The organism is Dactylosporangium maewongense, assembly GCF_039531485.1.
GTDB lineage: Bacteria > Actinomycetota > Actinomycetes > Mycobacteriales > Micromonosporaceae > Dactylosporangium > Dactylosporangium maewongense.
Map to the genome: position 1 here is coordinate 271,920 of NZ_BAAAQD010000015.1, position 25,726 is coordinate 297,645.

A 25,726-nucleotide genomic window follows, 5' to 3' on the forward strand; every position below is an offset into this window, starting at 1 on the left:
CTGAAAGCGGTGGGCGTCGCTACGACAGACCGAGGTCGTTGTCGATGAACGCGAAGATGTCGTCGTCGCTGGCCGAGTCGAGGCGTTCGGCAACGCCCGCCCCGGAGCCGGCCCCGCGGTCGGTGAGCCTCGTGAGCAGCAGCTGCAGCCGGTCCGTGAGGCGGTCCCGGGTGTCGTCGTCGATCGCGTCGACCCTGGCCTCGAGGTCGTCGAGGACGGCGAACGGCGCGTCGGCGTCGTCCTGGACGAGCTGGCCGAGGACGTGCCCGGCCATCGCGTCCGGCGACGGGTAGTCGAACAGCAGCGTCGCCGGCAGCCGCAGCCCGGTGGCGGCGGCGAGCCGGTTGCGCAGTTCGAGGGCGGTGAGGGAGTCGAAGCCGAGCTCCAGGAACCCGCGGTCCGGCTCGACCGCGTCCGGCCCGGGGTACCCGAGAACGACGGCGGCCTCGGCCCGGACCAGGTCCAGGAGGATGCGCTGCCGTTCGGCGGTGCTCAGCCGGGACAGCCGGGCGGCGAGGGTCTCCGCCTCGGCGGCGGCCGGTCCGGTGGTGACGGCCTGCCGGGCGGGGCGGCCGACGAGACCGCGCATGATGGCCGGCACCGCCTCGGTCCCGGCGGCCGCCCGGATCGCGTCGACGACGAGGCGGGCCGGGATCAGCACGGCCTCGTCGACGACGCAGGCGACGTCGAACAGGGCGAGCCCCTCGGCGTGCGACAGCGGGGCGAGCCCGCCGCGGGCCATCCGCCGCAGGTCGCCGCCGTCGAGCTTGGCGGTCATGCCGTTGCCCTGCTCCCACAGGCCCCAGGCGAGCGACAGCGCCGGGAGGCCGGCGGCGCGGCGCTGGTGAGCGAGGGCGTCCAGGAACGTGTTCGCGGCCGCGTAGTTGGCCTGGCCGGTGCCACCGAACGTGCCGGCCATCGAGGAGAACAGCACGAACGCCGACAGCGGCAGCCCGCGGGTGAGTTCGTCGAGGTTGAGGGCGGCGTCGACCTTCGGCCGCAGGACGGTGTCGACCTGCTCGCGGGTCAGCGCGGAAACGACCCCGTCGTCGACGACCCCGGCGGTGTGCACGACACCGGTGAGGGGCCGGTCCGCGGGGATCGCGGCGAGCACCGCGGCGAGGGCGTCCCGGTCGGCGACGTCGCACTCGGCGATCGTCACCTCGGCGCCGAGGTCGAGCAGCGCCTGCCGCAGCTCGGCGGCACCCTCGGCGGCGGGGCCGCGGCGGCTGGTGAGCAGCAGGTGCCGGACGCCGTGCTCGGCGGCGAGGTGCCGGGCGATGAGACCGCCGAGGTCGCCGGTGCCGCCGGTGATCAGGACGGTGCCCTTCGGGTCCCACGTCGCCGACGGGGTCACGCCGGGGGTGGCGGCGACCCGGGCGAGCCGCGGCACGTGGACGCCGCCGACGCGCACGGCGACGTTGCCTTCGCCGCAGGTGAGGGCGGCGGGCAGCGCGGCGTAGGAGACGTCGCGGTCGTCGAGGTCGAGCAGGACGAACCGGTCCGGGTTCTCGGTCAGCGCCGACCGGACCAGGCCCCACACCGGCGCCCAGGCGAGGTCGTCGACGGTGTCGCCGCCGGTGCTGTGGGTGACGAACACCAGCCGGGACCCGGTGAGGCGTTCGTCGGCGAGCCATCCCTGGACGAGGTCGAGCGCCCAGTAGGTGGCGTTGCGGGCCCGCGCGGCCATGTCGGCGCCCTCGGGCCGGTCCGCGCAGGAGACGACGGCCCGGTCGGGGACCGGCGCGCCGGCGGCCACGGCGTCGCGGAGCGCGTCGAGGTCCGGGTAGGTCTCGACGGCGGCGCCGGTGGCGCCGAGCGCCTTGACGAGCTTGACCGGGCTGAGCCCGAGGACCGCCCAGCGCTGCCCGGTGTGGTCGCGGGCCGGCCCGACCGGGTTCATGACCATGTCGACCCGGAACAGCGAGTCGTGGTGCTGCGAGCGCGCCGCCTTCACCTGGCCGGCGGTGACCGGGCGCAGCGCGAGCGCACCGATCGCCGCGAACGGCCGGCCGGTCTGGTCGGCGAGGTCGACGGCGACGGTGTCGGTGCCGCTGCCGGTGAGCCGGACCCGCACGGCGGTGGCCCCGACGGCGCTGAGCGCCACCCGCTCGAACGAGAACGGCAGCACCCCGCGCCCGGCGACGCCGTCGGCGAACGCCAGGGTGTGCAGGGCGGCGTCGAGCAGCGCCGGGTGCAGCAGGAACCGGCCGGCCTCGGCGCGCTCGGGGTCGGCGAGGGCGGCCTCGGCGTAGACGACGCCGTCGCGGCGCCACACCCGGTGCAGGGCCCGGAACGCCGGCCCATACTCGAACCCGGCGTCGGCGAGGGTGTCGTAGAGGCCGCCGATGTCGACGGGTTCGGCACCCGCGGGCGGCCACTCCGTGAAGTCCGGGGCGTCCCAGGTGCGGGCGGCGGCGACGCGGCCGGTGGCGTGCGCCGTCCAGGCGGCTGGATCGGTGTCGTCGGTGCCGCCGGCGTCGCGGGAGTGCACCTGGACCGTGCGGGTGCCGAAGCCGTCAGCGGCGCCGACGGTCACCTGCAGTTGCAGCGCGCCGGGCTCCGGCAGGACCAGCGGCGCCTGCAGGGTGAGCTCCTCGATCCGGTCGCAGCCGACGGCGTCGCCGGCGGACAGGGCGAGCTCGACGAGGGCGGTGCCGGGCAGCAGGACGGTGTCCATGACCCGGTGGTCGGCGAGCCACGGCTGGTCGGCGATCGACAGCCGGTTGGTGAAGAGGTGACCGCCGGTGTCGGCGAGGGGGACACCGGCGCCGAGCAGCGGGTGCCTGACCGTGCCGAGGCCGAGCGCGGCGGGGTCCCCAGTGCCGGCGTGGGCGTCGGCGGGGGCGTCGAGCCAGTACCGCTGCCGCTGGAACGCGTACGTGGGCAGGTCGACGCGGCGCCCGCCCGCCAGGAGCCGGGTCCAGTCCGGCGACCAGCCGGTGACGTGCATCTGCGCGACGGCGGTCATCAGCGTGCTGGCTTCGTCGCGGCCCTTCCGCATCGCGGGGACCCCGTCGACCATCGCCGACAGCACCCCGTCCGGACCGACCTCCAGGAACCTGGTCACGCCTTTCGCGGTCAACCTGGAAGCGGCCTCCGCGAACCGGACCGTCCCCCGAACCTGCCTGACCCAGTACTCCGGGTCGGTGACATCGCCGGTCGACGTGGTCGCGATCGGAATCCCCGGCTCGTTGAATTTCACCGTGGCCAGAACCTCACGGAACGCGTCCAGCATCCCGTCCATCCGCGCCGAATGGAACGCATGACTCACCTTCAACCGACGCGTCTTGGCGAACCCCGCCGCCACCGCCTCGACCGCGCTCTCGTCGCCGGAGATGACGACCGCGTCCGGGCCATTGACGGCGGCGATCTCGGCGCCGTCCACCAGCGCTGTGCCGACCTGCTCCTCGGAAGCCTGGATCGCCACCATCGCACCACCGGCCGGCAGCGCCTGCATCAACCGGCCCCGCGCCGACACCACCTTGCACGCGTCCTCAAGCGACCAGACCCCGGCGACATGCGCCGCGGCCAGCTCACCGATCGAATGACCGAGGAGGAAGTCGGGGCGCAGACCCCACGACTCCAGCAACCGGTACACCGCGACCTCAACCGCAAACAACGCCGGCTGCGTCCACTGCGTCTCATCCAGCAGGTCACCCTCGACGTCCCGCAGACCCTCGATGTGCGCGCACACCTCGTCATACGCCGCCGCGAACACCGGGAAGGCTTCGTAGAGGCCGCGACCCATGCCCGACCACTGCGCACCTTGACCGGTGAAGAGCATCGCGTTGCCGCCGTCGCGGACCCGCCCCCGGACCTGCGCGTCACCGAGCAGCACCGCCCGGTGCTCGAACATCGACCTGCCGGTCGCCAGGGAAAATCCAACGTCCATTGGATTCTCGGTGACCTCACGCAGCCTGGACACCTGGCCGTCGAGGGCGTCCGCGGTGCGGGCCGACACCGGCCACGGCACCAGCGGCAACACGGCGCGCGAGCCCGCCCCGGCGATCACCGCCGGCGGCTCCTCCACGATCACGTGGGCGTTGGTGCCGGAGATGCCGAACGACGAGATCCCGGCCCGGCGCGGCCGGTCGGTGGCCGGCCACGGCCGCGCCTCGGTGGCGAGCTCGACGGCGCCGGACGACCAGTCGATGTGCGGGGAGGGCGCGTCGACGTGCAGGGTGCGCGGCAGCGTCCCGTGGCGCAGGGCCAGGACCATCTTCATCAGCCCGGCGACGCCGGACGCGGCCTGGGTGTGGCCGAGGTTCGACTTCACCGACCCGAGCCACAGCGGCTCGTCACGGTCCTGGCCGTAGGTGGCGAGGATGGCCTGCGCCTCGATCGGGTCGCCGAGGCTGGTGCCGGTGCCGTGCGCCTCCACCACGTCCACGTCAGCGGGGCGCAGCCCGGCGTCGGCGAGCGCGGCGCGGATGACCCGCTGCTGCGCCGGACCGTTCGGGGCCGTCAGACCGTTGGAGGCACCGTCCTGGTTGACCGCGGAGCCGCGGATGACGGCCAGGACCGGGTGGCCGTTGGCGACCGCGTCGGAGAGCCGCTCGACCAGGAGCAGGCCGACGCCCTCGGCCCAGCCGGCGCCGTCCGCGGACGCGGAGAACGCCTTGCACCGCCCGTCGGGCGACAGGGCGCGCTGCCGGCTGAACTCGACGAACGTGTCGGTCGAGGAGATGATCGTGACCCCGCCGGCGAGGGCGAGGGTGCAGTCGCCGCGGCGCAGCGCCTGCATGGCGAGGTGCAGCGCGACCAGCGACGACGAGCAGGCGGTGTCGACGGTCAGCGCCGGTCCTTCGAGGCCGAACAGGTACGCGATCCGGCCGGACGCGACGCTGCCGGCGCTGCCGAGGGCGAGCTGCCCCTCGAAGCCTTCGGGCGCGACGTGCAGCCGGCAGACGTAGTCGTGGTAGTTGGAGCCGACGAAGACGCCGGTGCGGCTGCCGCGGGCGGCGGCGGGGTCGATCCCGGCGCGTTCGAACGCCTCCCACGCCGTCTCCAGCAGCAGCCGCTGCTGCGGGTCCATGGCGAGGGCCTCGCGCGGGGAGATGCCGAAGAACGCGGGGTCGAAGGCGGCGGCGTCGTGCAGGAAGCCGCCTTCGCGGGTGTAGAAGGTGCCGGACCGCTCGGGGTCCGGGTCGTAGAGCCCGTCGAGGTCCCAGCCGCGGTCGGTGGGGAACGGGCCGACGGCGTCGATCTCGTCGATGAGGACCCGCCACAGGTCCTCGGGGCCGGCGACGCCGCCGGGCAGCCGGCAGGTCATCGCGACGATCGCGATCGGGTCGTCGCCGTCAGCCGCCCGCACGGCGGTCTCGGGTGCCGGGGCCTCGCCGCCGACGAGCTCCCCCAGCAGGTGCCGGGTGAGGGTCGTCGCGGTCGGGTGGTCGAAGACGAGCGTCACCGGCAGCCGGAGGCCGGTCGCGGCGCCGAGCCGGTTGCGCAGCTCGACGGCGGTGAGGGAGTCGAAGCCGAGATCGCGGAACGCCCGGCCGGGGTCGACGGCGGTGTCGTCGGGGAAGCCGAGGACGGCGCCGGCGTGCTGGCGCACGAGCTGCAGCAGCCGCGCCTCCCGCTCGGCGACGGGGAGTCCGGCGAGCTCGCGGCCGAGCGGGACGCCCTGTCCGGCAGCGGCGCCGTCCTCGGCCGGTGCCGCCTCGGGCAGGTCGCGCAGCGCGGGGCTGGGCCGGGACGCGGTGAACGCGGGCGCGTACCTGGGCCAGTCGACGTCGGCGACGACGACGCAGGTGTCGCCGTCGTCGAGGGCGCGGTGCAGGAGGCTGATCGCCTTGCCCGGGTCCATCGGCAGCATGCCCTGGCGGCGGGCGGACTCGCCGATCTCACCGTCGGCGAGGTCGCCGCCGGCCCACACGCCCCAGGCGACGGCGGTGGCGGGCAGCCCCGCGGCGTGCCGCTGCTGCGCGAGGGCGTCCAGGAGGCTGTTGGCGGCGGCGTAGCTGCCCTGCCCGGGGCCGCCGAGGGTGCCGCCGAGCGAGGAGAACAGCACGAACGCGGTCAGGTCCAGCTCGCGGGTGAGCTCGTCCAGGTGCAGGGCGGCGTCCGCCTTCGGCGCGGCGACGGCGGCGGCCCGCTCGGTGGTGATGCCGTCGATGACGCCGTCGTCGAGGATCGCGGCGGCGTGGAACACCGCCCGCAGCGGCCGGTCCTCGGGCACGCTCTCGAGGAGGCCGGCGAGGGCGGCGCGGTCGGCGACGTCGACGGCGGCGAGGGTGACGTCGCAGCCGGCGTCCCGCAGCTGCTGGGCGAGTTCGGTGGCGCCGGGCGCGTCCGGTCCGCGCCGGCTGGTGAGCAGCAGGTGCCCGGCGCCCTCGGCGGCCAGCCACCGGGCCAGGTGCGCCCCGATCCCGCCGGTCCCGCCGGTGACCAGCACGGTGCCGTCGGGCCGCCACCGGCCGGCCGCCGGGGCGCCGCTGTCGGAGCGCACGAGGCGGCGGGCGTAGGTCGCGGCGGCGCGGACGGCGACCTGGTCCTCGCCGTCGTGGCCCGTGACGACCGATGCGAGCCTGGCGACGGTCGCGGTGGTGACCTCCGCGGGCAGGTCGACGAGGCCACCCCAGCGGTCGGGGTGTTCGAGGGCGGCGATGCGGCCCAGGCCCCACGTCATCGCCTGCAGCGGTGCGGTGACGGCGTCGGCGGCGCCGACCTGCACGGCGCCCCGGGTGACCGTCCACAGTGGAGCAGGGCACGCCACGTCGCCGAGCGCCTGCAGCAGCGCGACCGTCGCGGTGAGCCCGGACGGCAGCGCGGTGCCGAGGCGGCACGGGTGCTCGTCGAGGGCGAGCAGCGACAGGACCCGGTCGGGGGCGGGGTTGCCGTCCAGGGCGGCGCGCAGGTGCGCGGCGGTCGTCGCCCGGTCCGCCTGCGCGGGCAGCGTCAGCACGTCCGCGCGCACCCCGGCGGCGAGCAGCTGGGCGACGAGGTGCTCGGTCCAGGCGCCGGCCCGGTCGGCGGCGGGCAGCACGACCAGCCACCGCCCGGCCGACGTGGTGGGCAGGTCGGTGAGGGGCTGCCAGCGGATGCGGTACCGCCACCCGTCCAGCGCCGCCCGGCCGGCCTGTTCCCGCCGCCAGCGCGACAGCGCCGGCAGGAGCCCTTCGACGGCGTCGGGCGCCACCGCGAGGGTCGCGGCCAGCTCCTGAAGGTCCTGCTGCTCGACGAGCTGCCAGAACCGGGCGTCGACACCGTCGCCGGCGCTCATGGTTGGTGGGGCGTCCAGCCAGTACCGCTGCCGCTGGAACGGATACGTGGGCAGGTCGACGATCCGTCGCCCCGCACCGAACGCGGTCGTCCAGTCCACGGCGGTGCCGTGCGCGTGCAGGGTGCCCAGCGCGGTGAGCAGCCGGACCGGCCCGCCGTCGTCGCGGCGCAGCGTGCCGGTGACCACCGCGTCGGCCCCGGCGGCGTCGACGGTCTCCTGGATGCCGGGTGTCACCACCGGGTGGGCGCTGACCTCGACGAAGACGGTGACGCCGGCGTCGGCGAGCGCGCGCACGGCCGGCGCGAACTGGACGCTGTGGCGCAGGTTGCGGTACCAGTACTCGGCGCCGCCGACGTCGATGCCGGTGATGTCGGCGCCGACGGTGGAGTGGAACTCGACCCGCGCCGGCCGCGGCGCGACGGGCGCGAGGACCTCCAGGAGCCGGTCGTGGATCGCCTCGACGTGCGCGCAGTGCGAGGCGTAGTCGACCTCGACGCGGCGGGTCCGGACCCCGTCCGCGGCGCACGCGTCGGCGAGCGAGGTGAGCGCGTCGACGTCGCCGGAGACGACGACGGAGCCGACGCCGTTGACGGCGGCGACGCTGAGCCGGTCCGCCCACGGGGCGAGCCGGTCGGTCGCCTGCTCCGGCGGGAGCGCGACGGAGAGCATGCCGCCGCGACCGGCGAGGACCGACAGCGCCTGGCTGCGCAGCGCGACGACCCGGGCGGCGTCGTCGAGGGTGAGGATCCCGGCGACGCAGGCCGCCGCGATCTCGCCCTGCGAGTGGCCGACGACGACGTCGGGGGTGACGCCACGGGACTCCCACCACGCGGCGAGGGACACCATGACGGCCCACAGGACCGGCTGCACGACGTCGACGCGGTCGAGGCCGGGCGCGCCGGCGTCGCCGCGCAGGACCGCGGTGAGGGACCAGTCGACGAACGGCGCGAGGGCCGCCTCGCACGCCTCGATCCCCTCCCGGAACGCGGGCTCGGCGTCGAGGAGCTCCACCCCCATGCCGAGCCACTGCGAGCCCTGCCCGGGGAACACGAACGCGACCTTCCCGCCGGCCCGGATGACTCCTGTGACGGTGGCGGCGGATGGTGTACCGGTGGCGAGCCCGTCCAGTTGCCGCACGACGCCGTCCCGGTCGGTGCCGGCGACGACCGCCCGGTGCGCCAGGGCGGCCCGTGCGCTGAACAGCGTCCAGGCGGCGTCGGCGAGGTCGTCGCCGGTCGCCGCCAGGTGCGCCGCGAGCCGGGCGGCCTGCGCGCGCAGCGCCTCGTCGCTGTGCGCGGACAGCAGGACCGGCACCGCGGCGGGGGCGGTGGCCGCGGCGGGGGCGGCCTCCGGCTCCTCGGCGGCCTCCAGGATGAGGTGGGCGTTGGTGCCGGACACCCCGAACGACGACACCCCGGCGCGACGCGGGCGGCCGGTCTCAGGCCAGTCGCGGGCCTCGGCGAGCAGTTCCACGGCGCCGGCGGTCCAGTCGACGTGCGTCGACGGCCGCCCCACGTGCAGCGTCCGCGGCAGCTGGCCGTGCCGCATGGCGAGGACCATCTTGATGATCCCGCCGATCCCGGCGGCCGCCTGGGTGTGCCCGACGTTGGACTTCAGCGACCCGAGCCACAGCGGGGTCTGCCGGTCCGCGCCGTAGGTGGCGAGGAGCGCCTGCGCCTCGATCGGGTCGCCGAGGGCGGTGCCGGTGCCGTGCGCCTCGACCGCGTCCACATCGGACGCCTCCAGGCCGGCGGCGCGCAGGGCGGCCCGGATCACCCGCTGCTGCGCCGGGCCGTTGGGAGCGGTGAGGCCGTTGGAGGCGCCGTCCTGGTTGAGGGCCGAGCCGCGCACGACCGCCAGGACGCGGTGGCCGCGGGCCCGGGCGTCGCTGAGCCGCTCCAGCACGAGCATGCCGGCGCCCTCTGCAAGGCCCATGCCGTCGGCGTCGTCGGAGAACGCCTTGCAGCGGCCGTCGGCGGCGAGGCCGCGCTGCCGGCTGAACCCGACGAACGCCGCCGGCGACGACATGACGGCTACCCCGCCGGCGAGGGCCAGGTCGCATTCGCCGCGGCGCAGCGCCTGGGCGGCCAGGTGGGTGGCGACCATCCCCGAGGAGCAGGCGGTGTCGACGGTGACGGCCGGTCCTTCGAGCCCGAACGTGTAGGCGATGCGGCCGGACGCGACGCTGCTTTCGGTGCCGATGATGAGGTGGCCCTCGGCGCCGTCGGGGACCTGCTGCAGGCGGCTGCCGTAGTCGCCGCCCGCGGCACCGACGAACACTCCGGTGGGGGTGCCGCGCAGCGTGGCGTGGTCGATGCCGGCGGCCTCGAACACCTCCCACGCGACCTCGAGCAGCAGCCGCTGCTGCGGGTCCATGGCGACGGCCTCCCGCGGCGAGATCCCGAACAGCTGCGGGTCGAAGCGGACGGCGTCGCGCAGGAAGCCACCGTCGCGGACGTAGCTGCGGCCGGGCCGGTCCGGGTCCGGGTCATACAGGCCGTCGACGTCCCAGCCGCGGTCGGTGGGCATCGGGCCGATCGCGTCGCCGCCGTCGCTCAGCAGCGCCCACAGGTCCTCGGGTGACTCGACGCCACCGGCGTACCGGCAGCTCATGCCGACGATCGCGATCGGCTCGTCGGTGGCGGCGGCCTGGACGGCGGCGGCCGGCGCGGCGATGGTCGCGCCGCCGAGCTCCCGGTGCAGGTGCGCGGCGAGGGCGTCGACGTTGGGGTAGTCGAAGATGACGGTCGTCGGCAGCCGCAGGCCCGTGGACCGGGCCAGGGAGTCGCGCAGTTCGAGGGCGGTCAGGGAGTCGAAGCCGAGGTCCCGGAACGAGCGGGTGCCGTTGACCGCGTCGGCGCCCCGGTGGCCGAGGGCTTCGGCGGCGCCGGCCCGGACGAGGTCCTCCAGCGCGCCGAGTCCGAACTGCCGGGCGTCCACCCCGCCGGTGGTGGGCGCGGCGGGCGGGGCGAGCAGCGACGCGACCTCGGGCAGGTCGGCGATGAGCGGGCGGTGCCGGGCGGCGGTGAACAGCGGCGCGAACTGGGCCCAGTCGACGTCGGCGACGACGGCGGTGGCCGGGTCGCGGTCCAGGACGTGGTGCAGGGCGTCGAGGGCGGCGGCGGGGTCCATGAACTCGATGCCGTGCCAGTTCGCCGACGCGCGGACGTCGGCGCGGGCCATGCCGCCGCTTTCCGGGCTCCAGATGCCCCACGCGATCGACGTGCCGGCCCGGCCGCGGGCGCGGCGGGCCTGGACGAGCCCGTCGAGGTAGGCGTTCGCGGCGGCGTAGGCGCCGTGGTCGCCGCTGCCCCAGACCCCGGCGACGGACGCGTACATGACGAACCGGTCGACGGTGTCGCGGTCGAAGACGGCGTCGAGGTTCGCGGCGCCGCCGAGCTTCGCCGCGGTCGCGGCCGCCAGGTCGGCGGGGGTGGTGTCGCGGAGCCGGCCGAGGACGCCGACGCCGGCGGCGTGCACGACGGTGCGGATCGGGCCGTGCTCGGCCTCGACCGCCTCGACGACGGCGGCGAGGGCGTCCCGGTCGGCGACGTCGCAGGCGGCGACGGTGACCCCGGCGCCGAGGGCCGTGAGCTCGTCGCGCAGCGCGGCGGCGCCGGGCGCCTCGTCGCCGCGGCGGCTGAGCAGGACGAGGTGGGTGGCGCCGTGCCCGGCGAGCCAGCGGGCGGTCTGGGCGCCGAGGCCGGTGGTGCCGCCGGTGACGAGCGCGGCGCCGCGGGGCCGCCAGCCGGCCGGTGCCCCGCCGGCGCCCCGGGTGATCCTGCGCGCGTGGACGGCGCCGTCGCGGACCGCGACCTGGTCCTCGGTGCCCCGGAGGAGGCCGGGCACCGGCGACAGGTCGCCGGTGACGTCGACGAGGCCACCCCAGCGGTCGGGGTGTTCGAGGGCCACGACCCGGCCGAGGCCCCACACGGCGCGCTGCATGGGGTCGCGGACGTGGTCGCCGGGGCCGGTGCTGACGGCGCCGCCGGTGACGCACCACAGGGGCGCGCCGATGCCGGCGTCGCCGAGGGCCTGCACGAGGGTGAGGGTGTCGGCGACACCGGCGGTGACGGGCGCCGGGCCGGGCGACGGGGTCGCGGACGCGGCGAGGGTCGACACGACGCCGGTGAGGCCGGTCGCGACGGCGGCGACGAGACCGGTCATCGCCGCCCGGTCGGTGTGCTCGGCGACGGTGAGCGTCCGGACGGTGGCGCCGGCGCGGGTCAGGGTGTCGTGCAGCGCCTGGTCGCCGGTGTGGGTGACGAGCAGCCAGGTGCCGTCGAGCGCCGCTCCGGTCGTGGAGAGGCGCTTCCAGGTCTCGCGGTAGAGCCAGCCGTCCACTGTGGAGTCGCGGCGGTTCTGGGTGAGCCAAAACCGGTCCCGCTGGAACGCGTAGGTGGGCAGCTCGACCCGCCGGCCCGGGAGGAACGCGGCCCAGTCCGGGGACCAGCCGGCGACGTGCGCGGCGGCGACGGCGGCCATGAGGGTGGCGGGCTCGTCGCGCCCCTTGCGCATCGCGGGGATGCCGCCGACCAGCGCCGACAGTACCCCGTCGGGCCCGACCTCGAGGAACCGTGTGACGCCCTTCTGCTTGAGACGATCGGCGGCGTCGGCGAACCGGACCGTCCCCCGGACCTGCCCCACCCAGTACTCCGGGTCGGTCACCTCACCAACCGATGTCGTCGCGATCGGGATCTGCGGCGGGTTGAACGTGACCGTGTTCAGGACCTCGCGGAACGCGTCGAGCATCCCGTCCATCCGCGCCGAGTGGAAAGCGTGACTCACCTTCAGCCGACGCGTCTTGACGAACCCATTGGCTACCGCTGCGACGGCTTCCTCGTCACCGGACACGACCACGGCGTCCGGGCCGTTGACGGCGGCCAGCGAAACACCCTCGACCAACGCCGCCCGGACCTGCTCCTCCGAAGCCTGGATCGCCACCATCGCGCCACCCGTGGGCAGCGCCTGCATCAACCGGCCCCGCGCTTCGACCACCTTGCAGGCGTCCTCAAGGGACCAAACCCCAGCAACGTGCGCCGCCGCCAGCTCACCGATCGAATGACCGAGGAGGTGATCGGGTCGCAGCCCCCAGGACTCCAGCAACCGGTACACCGCGACCTCAACAGCAAACAGCGCAGGCTGCGTCCACTGCGTCTCATCCAGCCGCGCATCATCCACCTCGACGAGCGCACACACCTCGTCATACGCCGCAGCGAACACCGGGAACGCCTCGTACAGACCGCGGCCCATCCCCGACCACTGCGCACCCTGACCGGTGAACAGCATGGCCGAAGCGGCCTCGAGGTCGGCGGTGCCGGTGATGACGTCCGGGTCGCGGAGGCCGGCGGCGAGGGCGTCCAGGGCGCGGGTCAGGGCGGCCCGGTCGGTGCCGAGGACGACGGCCCGGTGCTCCAGGTGCGCCCGGGCCGTGGCCCGGGTCCGGGCGACGTCGGCGGCGTCGAGGTCGGGATGGCCGGCGAGGTGCGCGGCGAGAGCGGCCGCCTGCGCCGGCAGCGCCTCGGCGGTGTGCGCCGACAGTGCCCACGGCAGCACCGGCGGCGACGGCGCCAGAGGCAGATCGTCCGCAGGTGCGGGGGCCTGCTCCAGCACGACGTGCGCGTTGGTGCCGCTGGCGCCGAACGCCGACACGCCGGCGCGACGGGGCCGGTCGACGGCGGGCCACGGCTGCGCGGCGGTCAGCAGCCGCACGGCGCCCGCGGACCAGTCGACCTTCGACGACGGGGCGTTGACGTGCAGGGTACGGGGCAGGACGCCGTGCCGCATCGCGAGGACGGCCTTGATGACCCCGGCGACCCCGGCGGCGGCCTGGGTGTGGCCGAGGTTGGACTTCAGGGTGCCGAGCCACAGCGGCCGTCGCGGGTCGCGGCCCTGCCCGTACGTGGCGAGCAGCGCCTCGGCCTCGATCGGGTCGCCGAGGGTAGTGCCGGTGCCGTGCGCCTCGACGGCGTCCACATCGGACGCCTCCAGGCCGGCGTCGGCGAGGGCGGCCCGGATGACCCGCTGCTGCGCCGGACCGTTCGGGGCCGTCAGACCGTTGGAGGCACCGTCCTGGTTGACCGCGGATCCGCGCACGACGGCGAGGACCCGGCGCCCGCGCGCGACGGCGTCGGAGAGCCGTTCGAGGAGCAGGACGCCGACGCCCTCGCCCCAGCCGGTGCCGTCGGCGTCGTCGGAGAACGCCTTGCAGCGGCCGTCGGGGGCCAGGCCGCGCTGGCGGGAGAACTCGATGAACGACTGCGGGACCGCCATGACGGTGGCGCCGCCGACGACGGCCATGCCGCACTCCCCCGCCCGCAGCGAGCGGACGGCGAGGTGCAGCGCGACGAGCGACGACGAGCACATGGTGTCGACGGTGACGGCGGGGCCGCGGGTGCCGAACGTGTAGGCGAGCCGCCCGGACAGCACGGCGGCGGCGCCGCCGGTGAGCAGATGCCCTTCGACGCCGTCGGGGGCGCCCTCCGTGGCGGCGCCGTAGCCCTGGTGGCTGGCGCCGACGAACACCCCGGTCTCGGTGTCGCGGATGCGGGACGGGTCGAGGCCGGCGTCCTCCAGGGCCTCCCAGGTGGTCTCCAGCAGCAGCCGCTGCTGCGGGTCCATGGCGAGGGCCTCGCGCGGGGAGATGCCGAAGAAGCCGGCGTCGAACGCGTCCGCGTCGTGCAGGAACCCGCCGTCGCGGGCGTACGTGCGGCCGGCGCGGCCCGGGACCGGGTCGTAGATGCGCTCGAAGTCCCAGCCCCGGTTGAGCGGCACGCCGCCGACGGCGTCGCGCTCGCCGGCGACGAGGTCCCACAGCGCGTCGGGGCCGGTGACGCCGCCGGGGAACCGGCAGCCGATGCCGACGACGGCGATCGGCTCCCGGTCGCGCTCCTCGAACTCGCGGATGCGCCGGTTGGCCTGGCGCAGGTCGGCCGTCACGCGCTTGAGGTAGTCGCGGAGCTTGTCCTCGTTCGCCATCTCGCTCGGCTCCTCATGACAGCGTGCGGACGCCCGACGGCCGGGCGGCACACGGTGATTGGTCGGCGCTGGGTGGTCGGTCGGGGTCCGGCGTCAGGCGCTGACGGCCTCGGCCGGCAGCTCTGCGCCGAGCCGCGTCGCCGGTTCTTGCGTCACTCCGGTGGAGGTCGGCGAGAGGGCGGCGCGGGCGATGGCGGCGACCCGGGCGATCGTCGGCTCCCGCACGATCTCGCCGAGCCGGGCCATGAACAGCGGCTCGGCGTCGGCGCCGACGACGTCGCGGCAGACGGCGGCGACCATCGACAGCATCAGCAGCGAGTCGCCGCCGAACTGGTGGAAGTCGGTGTCGTCGGCGAGCCGGTCGGGGTCGGCGCCGAGCGTCGCGGCCCAGATCGCGGCGACGGCGCGGGTGACGTCGTCGCGGTCGGAGTGGTCGGCCGGGGGCTCGTCGGCGCCCGCGAACGGGTCCGGGAGGGCCCGCACGTCGATCTTGCCGTTGACGGTCCGGGGCAGCTCCGCGACCACGGTCACGGTGGCGGGCACCATGTAGCGGGGCAGCCGTTCGGCCACGAACGCCTGCAGCTCGACCGGGTCGGGCGCGGTGCCGACGACGTAGGCGCACAGCAGCTTGTGGTCGCCGCCGGGGCGGCTGCGGGCGAGGACCGCGGCCCGGCTGACCGACGGGTGGTCCTCGAGGGTCTGCGCGATCTCGGCCGGCTCGATCCGGTTGCCGAGGACCTTGACCTGGTCGTCGGCGCGGGTGAGGAACTCGACCACGCCGGTGTCGGTGACCCGGACGATGTCGCCGGTGCGGTAGACGCGGGTGCCGTCGGCGAGGCGCACGAACCGGGTCCGGGTCAGGTCGGGCCGGCCACGGTAGCCGCGGGCCAACTGGGCCCCGCCGACGTACAGCTCGCCGGCCTCGCCGGGGGCGACGAAGCGGTGCTGGGCGTCCAGGACGTGGGCGGTGCAGTTGTCCGGCGGCACGCCGATCGGCACCCCGGCCGCGGTGTCGGTGCCGGGGTCGAAGGTGTGGGCGAGGCATTCGATGGTGGCCTCGGTCGGGCCGTACAGGTTCATCACCCGGCATTCGGGTCCGAACATGTCGAGGGCCCGCAGGGCGACGCTGCGGCGCAGGACCTCGCCGGCGGCGGCGACGACCCGCACGGTGGCGGGGCGCACGTCGAGCTCGCCGATGAGCTCCAGCAGCGACGGCGTCATCGTCAGCACCGTCGGCGCGCCGTCGGTGAGCAGCGTGCGCAGCGTCGCGTGGTTGAGCTCGCCGTGCGGGAGCAGCACGGACCCGCCCGCCAGCAGCGGCAGGAACAGCGACGTACACGAGACGTCGAAGGCGAACGAGGTGAGCAGCGGCATCCGGGTCGACGCGTCGACCCCGAGCGAGCGGGTGGCCCAGGCGGCGTAGTTGGCGAGGGATCCGTGCTCGATCTCGACGCCCTTGGGCCGGCCGGTCGAGCCGGACGTGTAGATGACGTAAGCGAGGTCGCCGGGCTCGGTGGCGGGCTCGGTCCAGCCGGCCGGCGGCTCGCCGGACAGCTCGTCGAGCAGCACCGTGCGGCAGCCGTCCGGAACCACGGCGCGCGCGTCGTGCGGGCGCTGCACGAGGCAGACCGGCGCGCCCGCGTCGGTGAGGATGTCGTTGAGGCGGGCGTCGGGGTGCTGCACATCGAGGGGCAGATACGCGGCGCCGGACCGCACGACACCCCAGATCGCGGCGACGGCGTCAGCGGTGCGGTCGGCGAGCACCCCGACGACGTCCTCCCGGCCGATGCCGAGGTCGCGCAGGGCGGTGGCGACGACGCGGGAGCGCCGGTCGAGCTCGGCGTAGGTGAGGTCGCCGTCGGGGCCGCTGACGGCGAGCGCGTCGGGGGTGGCGGCGCACTGCGCGGCGAACGCCGGCAGCACGGTGCCAAGCGCCGAAGGCGCGGCGAACGCCGGCAGGACGGTGCCGGGCGTCGAAGGCACAGCGGCGGTCGTCGCCCGCAGCGCCGCCGGGGACAGGGCCTCCTCGATCCGGTCCAGCAGCGCGGTCGCCTTCTCCTCGATGCCGGGCCCATCGTGCCAGCTGAGCATGATCTCGGTGTGCCCGGCGCACTCGACGACGTCGAGCTCGACGGGCCCGCCGGCGGGGCTGCTGGACAGCGAGTACAGGGCGGTCGCGGCGAACGAGGCGGTGCTGAACTCCTCCACGTCGACCCGGCCGAGGTGGGCGAGGGACGCGTGCGACGGGTACCGGTTCTGCTTGGTGGCCTTGCTCTCCAGGGCGCCGTTGATGAGCCGCAGCACCGGCTGCGGGATCTTCAGCACTGCCGGGTCGAGGCGGGCCTGCGCGTCGCGCTCCTCGGCGAGCATCGTGAGGAGGCGTTCGTGGGTCGCCTCCCAGTCCTGCCCGGCCGGCACGGTGAAGGGCAGGCTGTGGGAGAGGCTGGCGGTCGAGCGGGTCTGCGGGGCGTACCGGCGCAGGTTCACCGGCACCGCGAACTGGGCGTCGCCGTCGCCGCACAGCGGGGCGATCGTGGTGGCCAAGCGGGCGATGAGCCCGGGGTGGTAGCCGTCGACGCTGCGACGCAGCCAGAGGGTGCGGCGTTCCTTGCCGGGGGCGCGCCCGCCCAGCAGCGCCGGGTACTGCAGCCCCGGCGGGGTCGGCTTCTGCGTCAGCGGCGGCAGCAGGTCGACCTCGGTGACGGTGTCGGTGGCGCCGACGAGCGGCTCGCCACGCAGGGCCCGGAACACGTCGCCCGCCCACAGCAGCACCCCGCCGGCGTCCATGACGGCGTGGGAGGCACGGAAGACGACCGCCGGCGTGGGGCCCTCGACGTGCAGCACCTCGCAGGTGGGGCCGCCGCGGTGCAGCAGCGGCTCCTGCAGCTCCGGCAGCCGGTGTACCGGCACCCCGCCGGCCTTCGCGGTGCGGACCGCGGGCGGCCGGCCGGTGTCGACCCACTCGCGGCCCTTGCGGGCCAGGCGGGTGCCGGGGCAGGCTTCCGATGCGGCGGCGGCCGCCGCGGCGAGCCGGCATGGGTCGAGCGCACCGGTGCCCTCGACCGCGACCTGCAGCACCGGCACGGTGCCGCGCGGGTGCGCCGCGATCCACCATTCGACGGGCGACACCGCCCGGCGGAACGTGGGGCTCTGATCGGTGGACGGCAAGTCAGCCTCCCTTTCGCCGCGCCGGCGAGCGACACCAGTCGCGTCCCGGCCGCCGCTGCGGCACGTCCGTGCGGCGGCGTCGACTTCTGCAGACGAAGTATGGTGCGCCGTCGCAGGTCGCAGCGGCGCCGACGACGATCTCTAGGAGAACCCTTAAGCCGCAACGCGTTTCGCGGCGCGGATGACGTCCTCGACGAGTTCCATGGTGCGCACCATGGACCGCAGCCCGGCCGCCTCGGCCGGGTGGCCGGCGCCGTGGCCGGCGGTGACGGCCGCGGTGAACGAGGCGATCGCGGCGGACCACTGGTCGCCGGCGGGCAGGACGAGCTCCTCGCTGTGGTCCTGCTCCTCGATGCGCAGCACCGGCTGCCAGGTCGCCACGGGCGTGAACGCCTTGTCCACGGTGAGCCGGGCGGCGCTGCCCCACAGGGTGTACGAGGCGCCGTAGGTGTGCTCGAAGCCGAACTTGACGTCGGCGAGGACCCCGGCGGTGGAGACCAGCAGCGCGTGCCCGGCCACGTCGACGCCGGTGCGGCCGTCGACGCGCAGGCTGCTGCCGGCCACCGTCAGGTCGTCGCCGAGCAGCAGCTGTGCGGCGCGGATCGGGTAGACCCCGGCGTCCAGGAGGCTGCCGCCGCCGAGACCGGCGTCGTAGCGGATGTCGGTGGCGGGCAGCGGCGGGAAGCAGAACGCGCCGCTGAAGGACCGTAGCTGCCCGAGCCTGCCCTCGGCGAGCAGCCGCGCGACCGTGGCGTGCTGCGCGTGGTGCGGGAACGTGAAGTTCTCCCGCAGCACCAGGTCGCGTTCGGTGGCGGCGCGGACGAGCTCGCGGGCACCGTCGGCGGACGTCGCCGACGGCTTCTCCAGCAGCAGGTGCTTGCCGGCCGCGAGGACCTTCAGCCCCCACGGCACGTGCAGCGCGGTCGGCAGCGGCAGGTAGACCGCGTCGACGTCGTCGCGGGCCAGCAGCTCGTCGTAGCCGGTGGCGTCGCAGCCGAACTCGGCGGCGAACGCCTTGGCCTTCTCCGGGTCGCGGCTGGCGACCGCGGCGAGAGTGGCGCCGGGGTGCGCGACGAGGGCCGGGATGCTGCGCCGCCGCGCGACCGACGAGCAGCCCAGGATGCCGAACCGGACCGTCATGCGCCCGGCCTCGCCGCGGAGACGATGTGGACGCTGCCCCCGACGAAGACGTCCTCCTGGAACACCTTCGTGCTGAAGCCCTGCGCGTGCAGCAGCTCCACGACGGCGTCGAGGTTGCCGTCGACGGCGTGCACCTCGGCGACGACCCGGCGGACCCCGGCCCACTGCTCGGCGCGCAGCCCGCGCAGCACCGGCAGCTCCCCGCGCTCGACGTCGATCTTGAGCAGGCCGACGTCGGTGATGCCCTCCTCGTCCAGGACCTCGGCGAGGGTGCTGACGCGGACCTCGTACCGCTCGGCGCCCTCGCGGAACTCCCGCCAGAACTGCTCGCTCGCCTCGCCGTCGACGCCGAAGTTGCGCAGCACCGCGGTCATGTTGCGGTCGTCGTCGGCGTCGTCGCTGACGATCGTCGCCATCATCGTGTGGTTGGGCAGGAACGTCAGCTCGGCGGTGCCCGGCTCGGCGCCGAGCGCCACGTCGAAGACGCGGACGCCGGGCATCAGCCGGGCGGCGTTGTCGGCCAGGCACGCGTTGGTGCGGCGGGCCGGCTCGAAGGCGAGGACCCGCACGCCGGGGATCTTGTCGGTGAAGTACAGGGCGGTGAGCCCGATGTGCGCGCCGACGTCGATCACGACGTCGCCGGCGCCGAGGCCGGCGATGCCGTCGGCGTAGGGCGAGTCCTCGCTCAGGCTGGGCCAGACCAGGACGTCCTGCGGGTTGGTGACGGCGACGAGGCGGCCGTCGTCCGGCAGCGCCACGCGCTGCGGCTCGGTCTGGGCTGCGGTCATGCGGGGCCTGTCCTCTCAGTTCGATGGTTCAAGAGCCGCTGCCTCGTGCAGCGAGGCCTCGACGCAGTCGGCGGCCGCCGCCGCGACGCCGGCGGCCCGGGTGGCGTCGCGCAGCTCCAGTGCCCGGCGCCGGATCGCGGTGTCGGCGAGCATCCGCTCGATCTCGGCGCGCAGCGCCGGCGCGGTGAGCCCGTCGGTGGCGAGGACCCGGCCGGCGCCGACCTCGGCGATCCGGTCGGCGTTCGCCCGCTCCTCGGCCATCTGCGGCACGGCGAGCATCGGCACGCCGTGGTACAGCGCCTCCATGGTGCTGCCCATCCCGGCGTGGGTGATGAACAGGTCGGCGTGCTCCAGCACGTGCAGCTGGGCGACGAACCGCCGCAGCTCCACATTGGGCGGCGGGGTGCCGAGCGCGTCGAGGTCGACGCCGTCGCCGACGGCGATGACGACGTGCCCGCCGAGGTCCGCGCACGCGTCCATACAGGTGCGGAAGAACTGCGGGTTCTGGTTGTAGATGGTGCCGAGGGTGACGAGGATCAGCGGCCGGCGGTCGTCGGTGCGCTCCCAGGTGCCGAGGAACCTGCGCTCGAACAGGCAGGGCCCGACGAAGCGGTAGGTGTCGTCGAACGTCTCGCCGCGGAACTGGAACTCCCGCGGGATGAACACCACCCGCCGGGGCGCGCCGTCGCCGGTCAGCAGCTGCTTCGCGGTGACGTCGGTGCCGAGCTTGCGCAGGAGGCCGCCGAGGCGGGCCAGGAACAGCCACAGCCGCGGCTGCAGGGCGCTGAGTTTGGTGTACCGCTCGCTCATCGACCAGTGGTCGTTGGAGACGAGCATCGGCGAGACCTGCACGGCCGGGGTCTTCCACTCGGCGGCGAGCAGCCGGCCCCACCAGGCGGCGTTGTCGTAGACGACGGCGTCGGGCGGGTGCGGGAACGCGTCGCGCAGCACCGGCAGCAGCGCCTCCGTCTCGGCGAGGCTGGCGGCCATGGCGTCGACGAGGCTGCGGCCGGAGAACTGGAAGGAGCGGAAGTCGCCGGCGAAACGCTCCTGGTACTCGACGACGTCGGAGCTGACCTCGCCGGCGCGGGCCGCGTATTCGGCGGTGGTGGCGTAGGTGACGCGGTGGCCGCGGCGCAGCAGCTCGGCGGCGAGGCCGAGGGTCGGGTTGAGGTGGCCCGCCGACGGCGGGGTGAAGAAGGCGATGTGCGCCATCAGCCACCGTCCCGGGTCTTCGTCCACCGGAACGTGACCAGGCAAAGGATCGTGCCGAGGACGACCCAGCCGCCGAGGGACACTGCGACCCAGCCGAGCTGCCAGCTGTGCGCGGCCTCGTGGGCGGCGTAGCTGTCGGGCAGGAACACCGAGCGCAGGCCCTGGCACATCCACTTGAGCGGGAACACCGACGCGACCCACTGCAGCCACGCCGGCAGGTCGGTGAAGACGAGCGCGGCGCCGGAGATGAACTGCAGCACGAACGCGAACGGCGCGACGACGGCGGGCGCGGAGCGGCTGTTGCGGGGCAGCGACGACAGCGCGATGCCGCACAGGGCGCAGGCGGTGACGCCGAGGATGCTGACCCAGCCGAAGGTGAACCACGCGTCGGCGGTGCCGGGCAGGTGTGTGCCGTACAGCAGCACCGATACCGCGATCAGCACCGCGGTCTCCACGACGCTGGTGACGAGCACCATGATGACCTTGCCGATGAAGTACGCGGAGCGGGGCATCGGGGTGGCCGCGATCCGCTTCAGCCCGCCGCGGTCCCGCTCGATCGCGATCGAGATGGCCAGGGTCTGGAAGCCGGTGACCATGAGACCCGTCGCGATGATGCCGGGCACCAGGTAGTCGCTGTAGGTGACGCCGGGGGCGATCTCGCCGTCGAACATCGAGCTGAAGATGACCAGCGCGAAGACCGGGAACAGCAGGGAGAACACCACGGTCTCGGTGCCGCGGAAGAACTGCAGCAGCTCCAGCTGGCCGCGGTAGAGGCCGAGCGAGACGATGCGCCGCAGCCGGGCGCGGGGCAGGCGCCGGGCCGGTGCGGCGGTCAGGGCGGTCATCGGTCCTCCGTAGTCACAGCGGCAGTCACAGCGGCCGGGGTACCGGCGGCGCCGATCATCTGCAGGTAGACGTCCTCGAGGCTGGGCCGGTGCACGGTGAGCCCGGGCGCCTCCCCGCCGAGCCTGGCGTGCAGGTCCGCGGCGAACTTCGTGGGCGTGGTGGTGTGCACGGTCTCGGGCCCGTCGGGGCCCATCCACGACACGACGGTGGCCTCGGTGTCGCGGCCGCCGAGGGTCTGCGGCACGCCGATGTCGACGATGCGGCCGCCGGCGATGACCGCGACCCGGTCGGCGAGCTGCTCGGCCTCCTCCAGGTAGTGCGTGGTCAGCACGATCGTGGTGCCGCCGGCGGCCAGGTCGCGGATCAGCTGCCAGAAGTCGCGCCGGCTCTGCGGGTCGAAGCCGGTCGTCGGCTCGTCGAGGAACAGCACCTCGGGCCGGCCGATGATGCCGAGCGCGACGTCGAGGCGGCGCTGCTGGCCGCCGGAGAGCTTGGAGGCGCGGGCGTCGCGCTTCTCGGTCAGCCCGACCCGGTCGATGAGCGCGTCGGGGTCCTGCGCGTCGGGGTAGTAGCGGGCGAAGTGCCGCACCACCTCCCCGACGTTGAGGTCCTCGAACTCGCCGGTGGTCTGCAGGACCACGCCGATGCGGGCCCGCCACTCCTCGCCGGCCCGGAACGGGTCCTGGCCGAGGACCTCGACGGTGCCGCCGTCGCGCGGGCGGAACCCTTCCAGGATCTCCACGGTGGTGGTCTTGCCGGCGCCGTTGGGCCCGAGGACGGCGAAGATCTCGCCGCGGTGGACCTCGAAGTCGATGTCGTGCAGCGCGACCGTTTCGCCGTACAGCTTGCGCAGCCCGCGCACCTCGATCGCCGGGCTTTCTCCGAGCGGCCTCACGGCGCCCCCTCATCTGTCGTTTGCAGCGTTTCGCGGGCAACGGCGCTGACCCCGTCGAGGGTCGGCCGGCGGATGATGCGGCCGAGCTCGGCCATGAACGCGGCCTCCCCGGCGGCGCCGACGACCTCGTCGCAGACCCCGGCGAGCATGGCCAGCAGCAGTACTGAGTCGCCGCCGAGCTGGTGGAAGTCGGTGCCGCCGTCGATCCGTCCGGGGTCGACGTCCAGAACCTTCGCCCACACCTTCGCCACGGCGTCGCGGACGTCGTCGGCGTCCTCGTTCAGGGTCGCGGCCCCGGCGAACGGCGCAGGCAGCGCCGACAGGTCGATCTTGCCGTTGGGAGTCTGCGGGAACGCGTCGACCCGGTGCAGGGAGGCCGGCAGCAGGTACCGCGGCAACGACCCGGCCAGGAAGGCCCGCAGCTCCTCCAGATCGGTGCCCGGGTATGCGGCGACGTAGGCGCACAGGACCTTGCCGGCGCCGGCCGGTGCGGGGCGGGCCACGACGACCGCCCGCTGCACCTCGGGGTGCGCCTCCAGGGCCGCGGCAACCTCGGCGGGTTCGACCCGGTGGCCGGCGATCTTCACCTGGTCGTCGGCCCGGCCGAGGCACTCGATCTCGCCGCTGGGCAGGACCCGGGCGAGGTCGCCGGTGCGGTAGACGCGGGTGCCGTCGGCGAGGCGCACGAACCGTTCGCTGGTGAGGTCGGGCCGCCCCCGGTAGCCGCGGGCCAGCTGGGCGCCGCCGATGTGCAGCTCGCCGGTCCCGCACTCGGCGACCGGGCGCCGGTCGGCGTCCAGGACGTGGACGGCGCAGTTCGCGGCGGGCCGGCCGATCGGCACCGTGGCGGTGTCGTAGCGCCCGGCGTGGTGGGCGTGCACGACGCAGCCGACGGTGGCCTCGGTCGGCCCGTAGTGGTTGAACAGCCGGGTCCCGGACCCGAACTGGGCCTTGGCGCGGGCGGCGACGGCCGGGCGCAGCGGCTCGCCGCCGACGACCAGCAGGCGGAAGCCGGCGGGGGCGACGTCGAGGCGGCCGATGAGGTCCAGGTGTGACGGGGTGAGCTTCAGCGCGTTGGCCCCGGACTCCTCCAGCAGGTGCCGAAGGGTCACGTGGCTGGGCTCGCCGGGGACCAGCACGAGGGTGCCGCCGGCGAGCGTCGACAGGAACAGCGCCGTGTTCGGCAGGTCGAAGGCCGGCGAGGTGAAGAGCGCGAAGTGCGTGTCCTCGTCGACGGCGAACACCCGGCCGGCCCAGTCGGCGTAGTTGGCGAGGGCGCGGTGCTCGATCTCGACGCCCTTCGGCGCGCCGGTCGAGCCGGATGTGTAGATCACGTACGCCAGGTCGCCGCCGGACGGTTTCACCGCGACGGGGTTCGCACCGTCCGCGGGCAGGTCGTCGAGGACGACGGTGGTGCAGCCGGCCGGGGTCCGGGCCGCGTCCGCCGCGCGCACCAGACACACGGCCGCGCCCGCGTCGGCGAGGAGGGCGGCGATGCGGGCGTCGGGGTGCCCGGCGTCCAGCGGCAGGTACGCCGCACCGGCCTTCAGCACGCCCCACAGCCCGGCGATCGTCCACATGGAACGGTCGGCGAGCAGCCCGACGACCGCCCCGCGGCCGACGCCACCGGCCGCCAGCCGGGCCGCGACGACGTCGGAGCGGGCGTCGAGCTCGGCGAACGTCATCGAGCCGCCGGGCCAGCGCAGCGCCACGGCGTCCGGATGCGCGGCGACCACCTCGGCGAACCGGTCGACCACGGTCCAACCGGGCGCGGCGTCCACAACGGCGGGGCGCGGCGCGGGTGGTGCCAGCGACGAGGCGACGGCGTCCAGGACCGCCTCCATGCGTTCCTTGACGCCCGGGCCGTCCCGCCAGGTGAGGGTCAGCTCGGTGCGGCCGCCGCATTCGACGGTGTTGACCTCCGGCGCGCTGACCGCGGCGAGCAGCGGCAGCAGGTACGTGGTCCGCGCCTCGAACGTCGCGGTGGAGTGCTCGGCGAGGTCGGCGCGGCCCAGGTGCGACAGCACGGTCGCGGACGCGTGCCGGTCCTTGCGGCCGGACTCCATGAACCGGATCAGGGTCCGCAGCGCCGGGACGGGCATCTTCAGCAGGTTGGGGTCCAGCCGCCAGGTGACCTCGCGGCGCTGCGCCATCGCGGCGAGGAGCCGCTCGTGCAGCGCCTCCCACGGCTCGCCGGCCTCGAGGTCGAACAGCTCGGTCTGCAGCAGGTTGCCGGTGGTGCGGGTCTCCGGCGCGTGCCGGCGCAGGTCGAAGGCGACCGCGAAGCGCGCGGTGTCCAGGCCGTACGCGTCCCGCAGCGCGGCCGCGACCTTCGCCGTCAGCGCCGGGTGGTAGCCGTCGACGGTCCGCCTGGCCCAGACGGTGCGCCGGCCGCGGCCCGGCCGCCCGAGCGGCGACGGGAACCACACGTCGGGCTTGCTCTCGGCGTTGGTGATGCCGAGCCGGTCGAAGACGTCGCCGTCGGTGACGGTGCCGGTGGCGCCCGCGAGGGGCTCGCCGCGCAGGGCCCGGAAGACGTCGGCGATCCACATCGCCTTGCCCCGGCCGTCCATCACCGCGTGGGAGGCGCGGAACACCAGCGCCGGGCGGTCGCCGGGGCACCACAGCACCTCGCACCAGGCGCCGTCCGGCGTCGGCAGCGGGTCGTGCAGGGCGGCGACATCGGCGATCGGACCGGTGCAGCCGTCGATCACCCGTACCCCTGGCGCGCGGCCGGAGTCGACCCACCACTGTCCCTGCCGCCGCAGCCGGCTGCCGGGGTTCGCGGCACCGGCGGCCGCCACGGCGGCGGTGAGCGCCGCGACGTCGACGGTGCCCGTGCCCTCGACGACGGTCTGGATGACCGGCGGGATCCGGCGCGGGTGCGCGACGAACCACCAGTCGGTCGCCGACACGGCCCGCCGGTAGCCGGTGTCCGCGGGCGCCGTCACCGCGTCCCGGACGTCCGCGGTCACCGGCCGGCTCCGCCGGTGGCGACGCTGACCAGCGCCGCGGTGAGCATGGTGTCGGCGCGGCGGCGGGCCAGCAGCGCGAACGCCGCGGTGAGCACGACCAGGTCCCAGCCGGGGACCTCACCCCGCACGTCGGCGGCCAGCGGCCCGTTGCCGCCCGCGGGGACGGTGACGACGACGCTCACCCCTGCGGCGCTCAGCGTGCCGGTGAACCGGGTCCGGTCGCGGGTCACCTCCCAGCGCGCCCCGGGCAGGCCGGGGACGACGCTGCCGTCCGGGTCGAGCCGCAGCACGGGTGCGTCCTCGTCGCCGGCGCACGCCGAGCGGCGGCGCAGCCCGCCGCTGTGCACCGCGACGCTGCCCGCGGCGGTGACGGTCTCGCCGTGGCGGAAGCGGCGGTCGGCGGCGAGCGAGCCGAGCACGGTCCCGTCGGGCCCGGTGAGTATGTAGGCACCCCTGGCGTTGTCACGGCTGAGTGTCAGTGCGGTCATGGTGC

General features: G+C 75.3%; 9 protein-coding genes. All 9 read right to left on the reverse strand.

Going from position 1 to position 25,726, the window contains the following annotated elements:
- Nucleotides 1-19 precede the first annotated feature (19 nt).
- Nucleotides 20-14,206 (reverse strand): type I polyketide synthase, encoded by a 14,187-nt coding sequence (locus ABD332_RS34335; RefSeq protein WP_344506615.1) that lies wholly within the window; start codon nt 14,204-14,206, stop codon nt 20-22.
- A gap of 93 nt (nt 14,207-14,299) precedes the next feature.
- Nucleotides 14,300-17,374, reverse strand: a complete 3,075-nt coding sequence (locus tag ABD332_RS34340; RefSeq protein WP_344506616.1) for an amino acid adenylation domain-containing protein — start codon at nt 17,372-17,374, stop codon at nt 14,300-14,302.
- 153 nt (nt 17,375-17,527) lie between these two features.
- Nucleotides 17,528-18,514: a Gfo/Idh/MocA family protein gene (locus ABD332_RS34345; protein ID WP_344506618.1), complete on the reverse strand. Its 987-nt coding sequence runs from the start codon at nt 18,512-18,514 to the stop codon at nt 17,528-17,530.
- Entirely contained in the window at nt 18,511-19,302 is a 792-nt protein-coding gene (locus tag ABD332_RS34350; protein ID WP_344506620.1) for an FkbM family methyltransferase, read from the reverse strand. Before ABD332_RS34350 ends, ABD332_RS34345 begins: the two co-directional genes overlap by 4 nt.
- A gap of 15 nt (nt 19,303-19,317) precedes the next feature.
- Nucleotides 19,318-20,517: a macrolide family glycosyltransferase gene (locus ABD332_RS34355; RefSeq protein WP_344506622.1), complete on the reverse strand. Its 1,200-nt coding sequence runs from the start codon at nt 20,515-20,517 to the stop codon at nt 19,318-19,320.
- The gene (locus ABD332_RS34360; RefSeq protein WP_344506624.1) at nt 20,517-21,362 is read right to left on the reverse strand and encodes an ABC transporter permease; all 846 of its coding nucleotides are present in this window, start codon (nt 21,360-21,362) and stop codon (nt 20,517-20,519) included. Before ABD332_RS34360 ends, ABD332_RS34355 begins: the two co-directional genes overlap by 1 nt.
- A complete protein-coding gene (locus ABD332_RS34365) occupies nt 21,359-22,258 on the reverse strand; it encodes an ABC transporter ATP-binding protein (RefSeq protein ID WP_344506626.1) in 900 nt (299 codons plus the stop codon). Before ABD332_RS34365 ends, ABD332_RS34360 begins: the two co-directional genes overlap by 4 nt.
- Nucleotides 22,255-25,233 (reverse strand): amino acid adenylation domain-containing protein, encoded by a 2,979-nt coding sequence (locus ABD332_RS34370; protein WP_344506628.1) that lies wholly within the window; start codon nt 25,231-25,233, stop codon nt 22,255-22,257. Before ABD332_RS34370 ends, ABD332_RS34365 begins: the two co-directional genes overlap by 4 nt.
- The gene (locus ABD332_RS34375) at nt 25,230-25,721 is read right to left on the reverse strand and encodes a hypothetical protein (RefSeq protein ID WP_344506630.1); all 492 of its coding nucleotides are present in this window, start codon (nt 25,719-25,721) and stop codon (nt 25,230-25,232) included. The genes ABD332_RS34370 and ABD332_RS34375 overlap by 4 nt, the downstream gene beginning before the upstream one ends.
- Nucleotides 25,722-25,726: the final 5 nt, after the last annotated feature.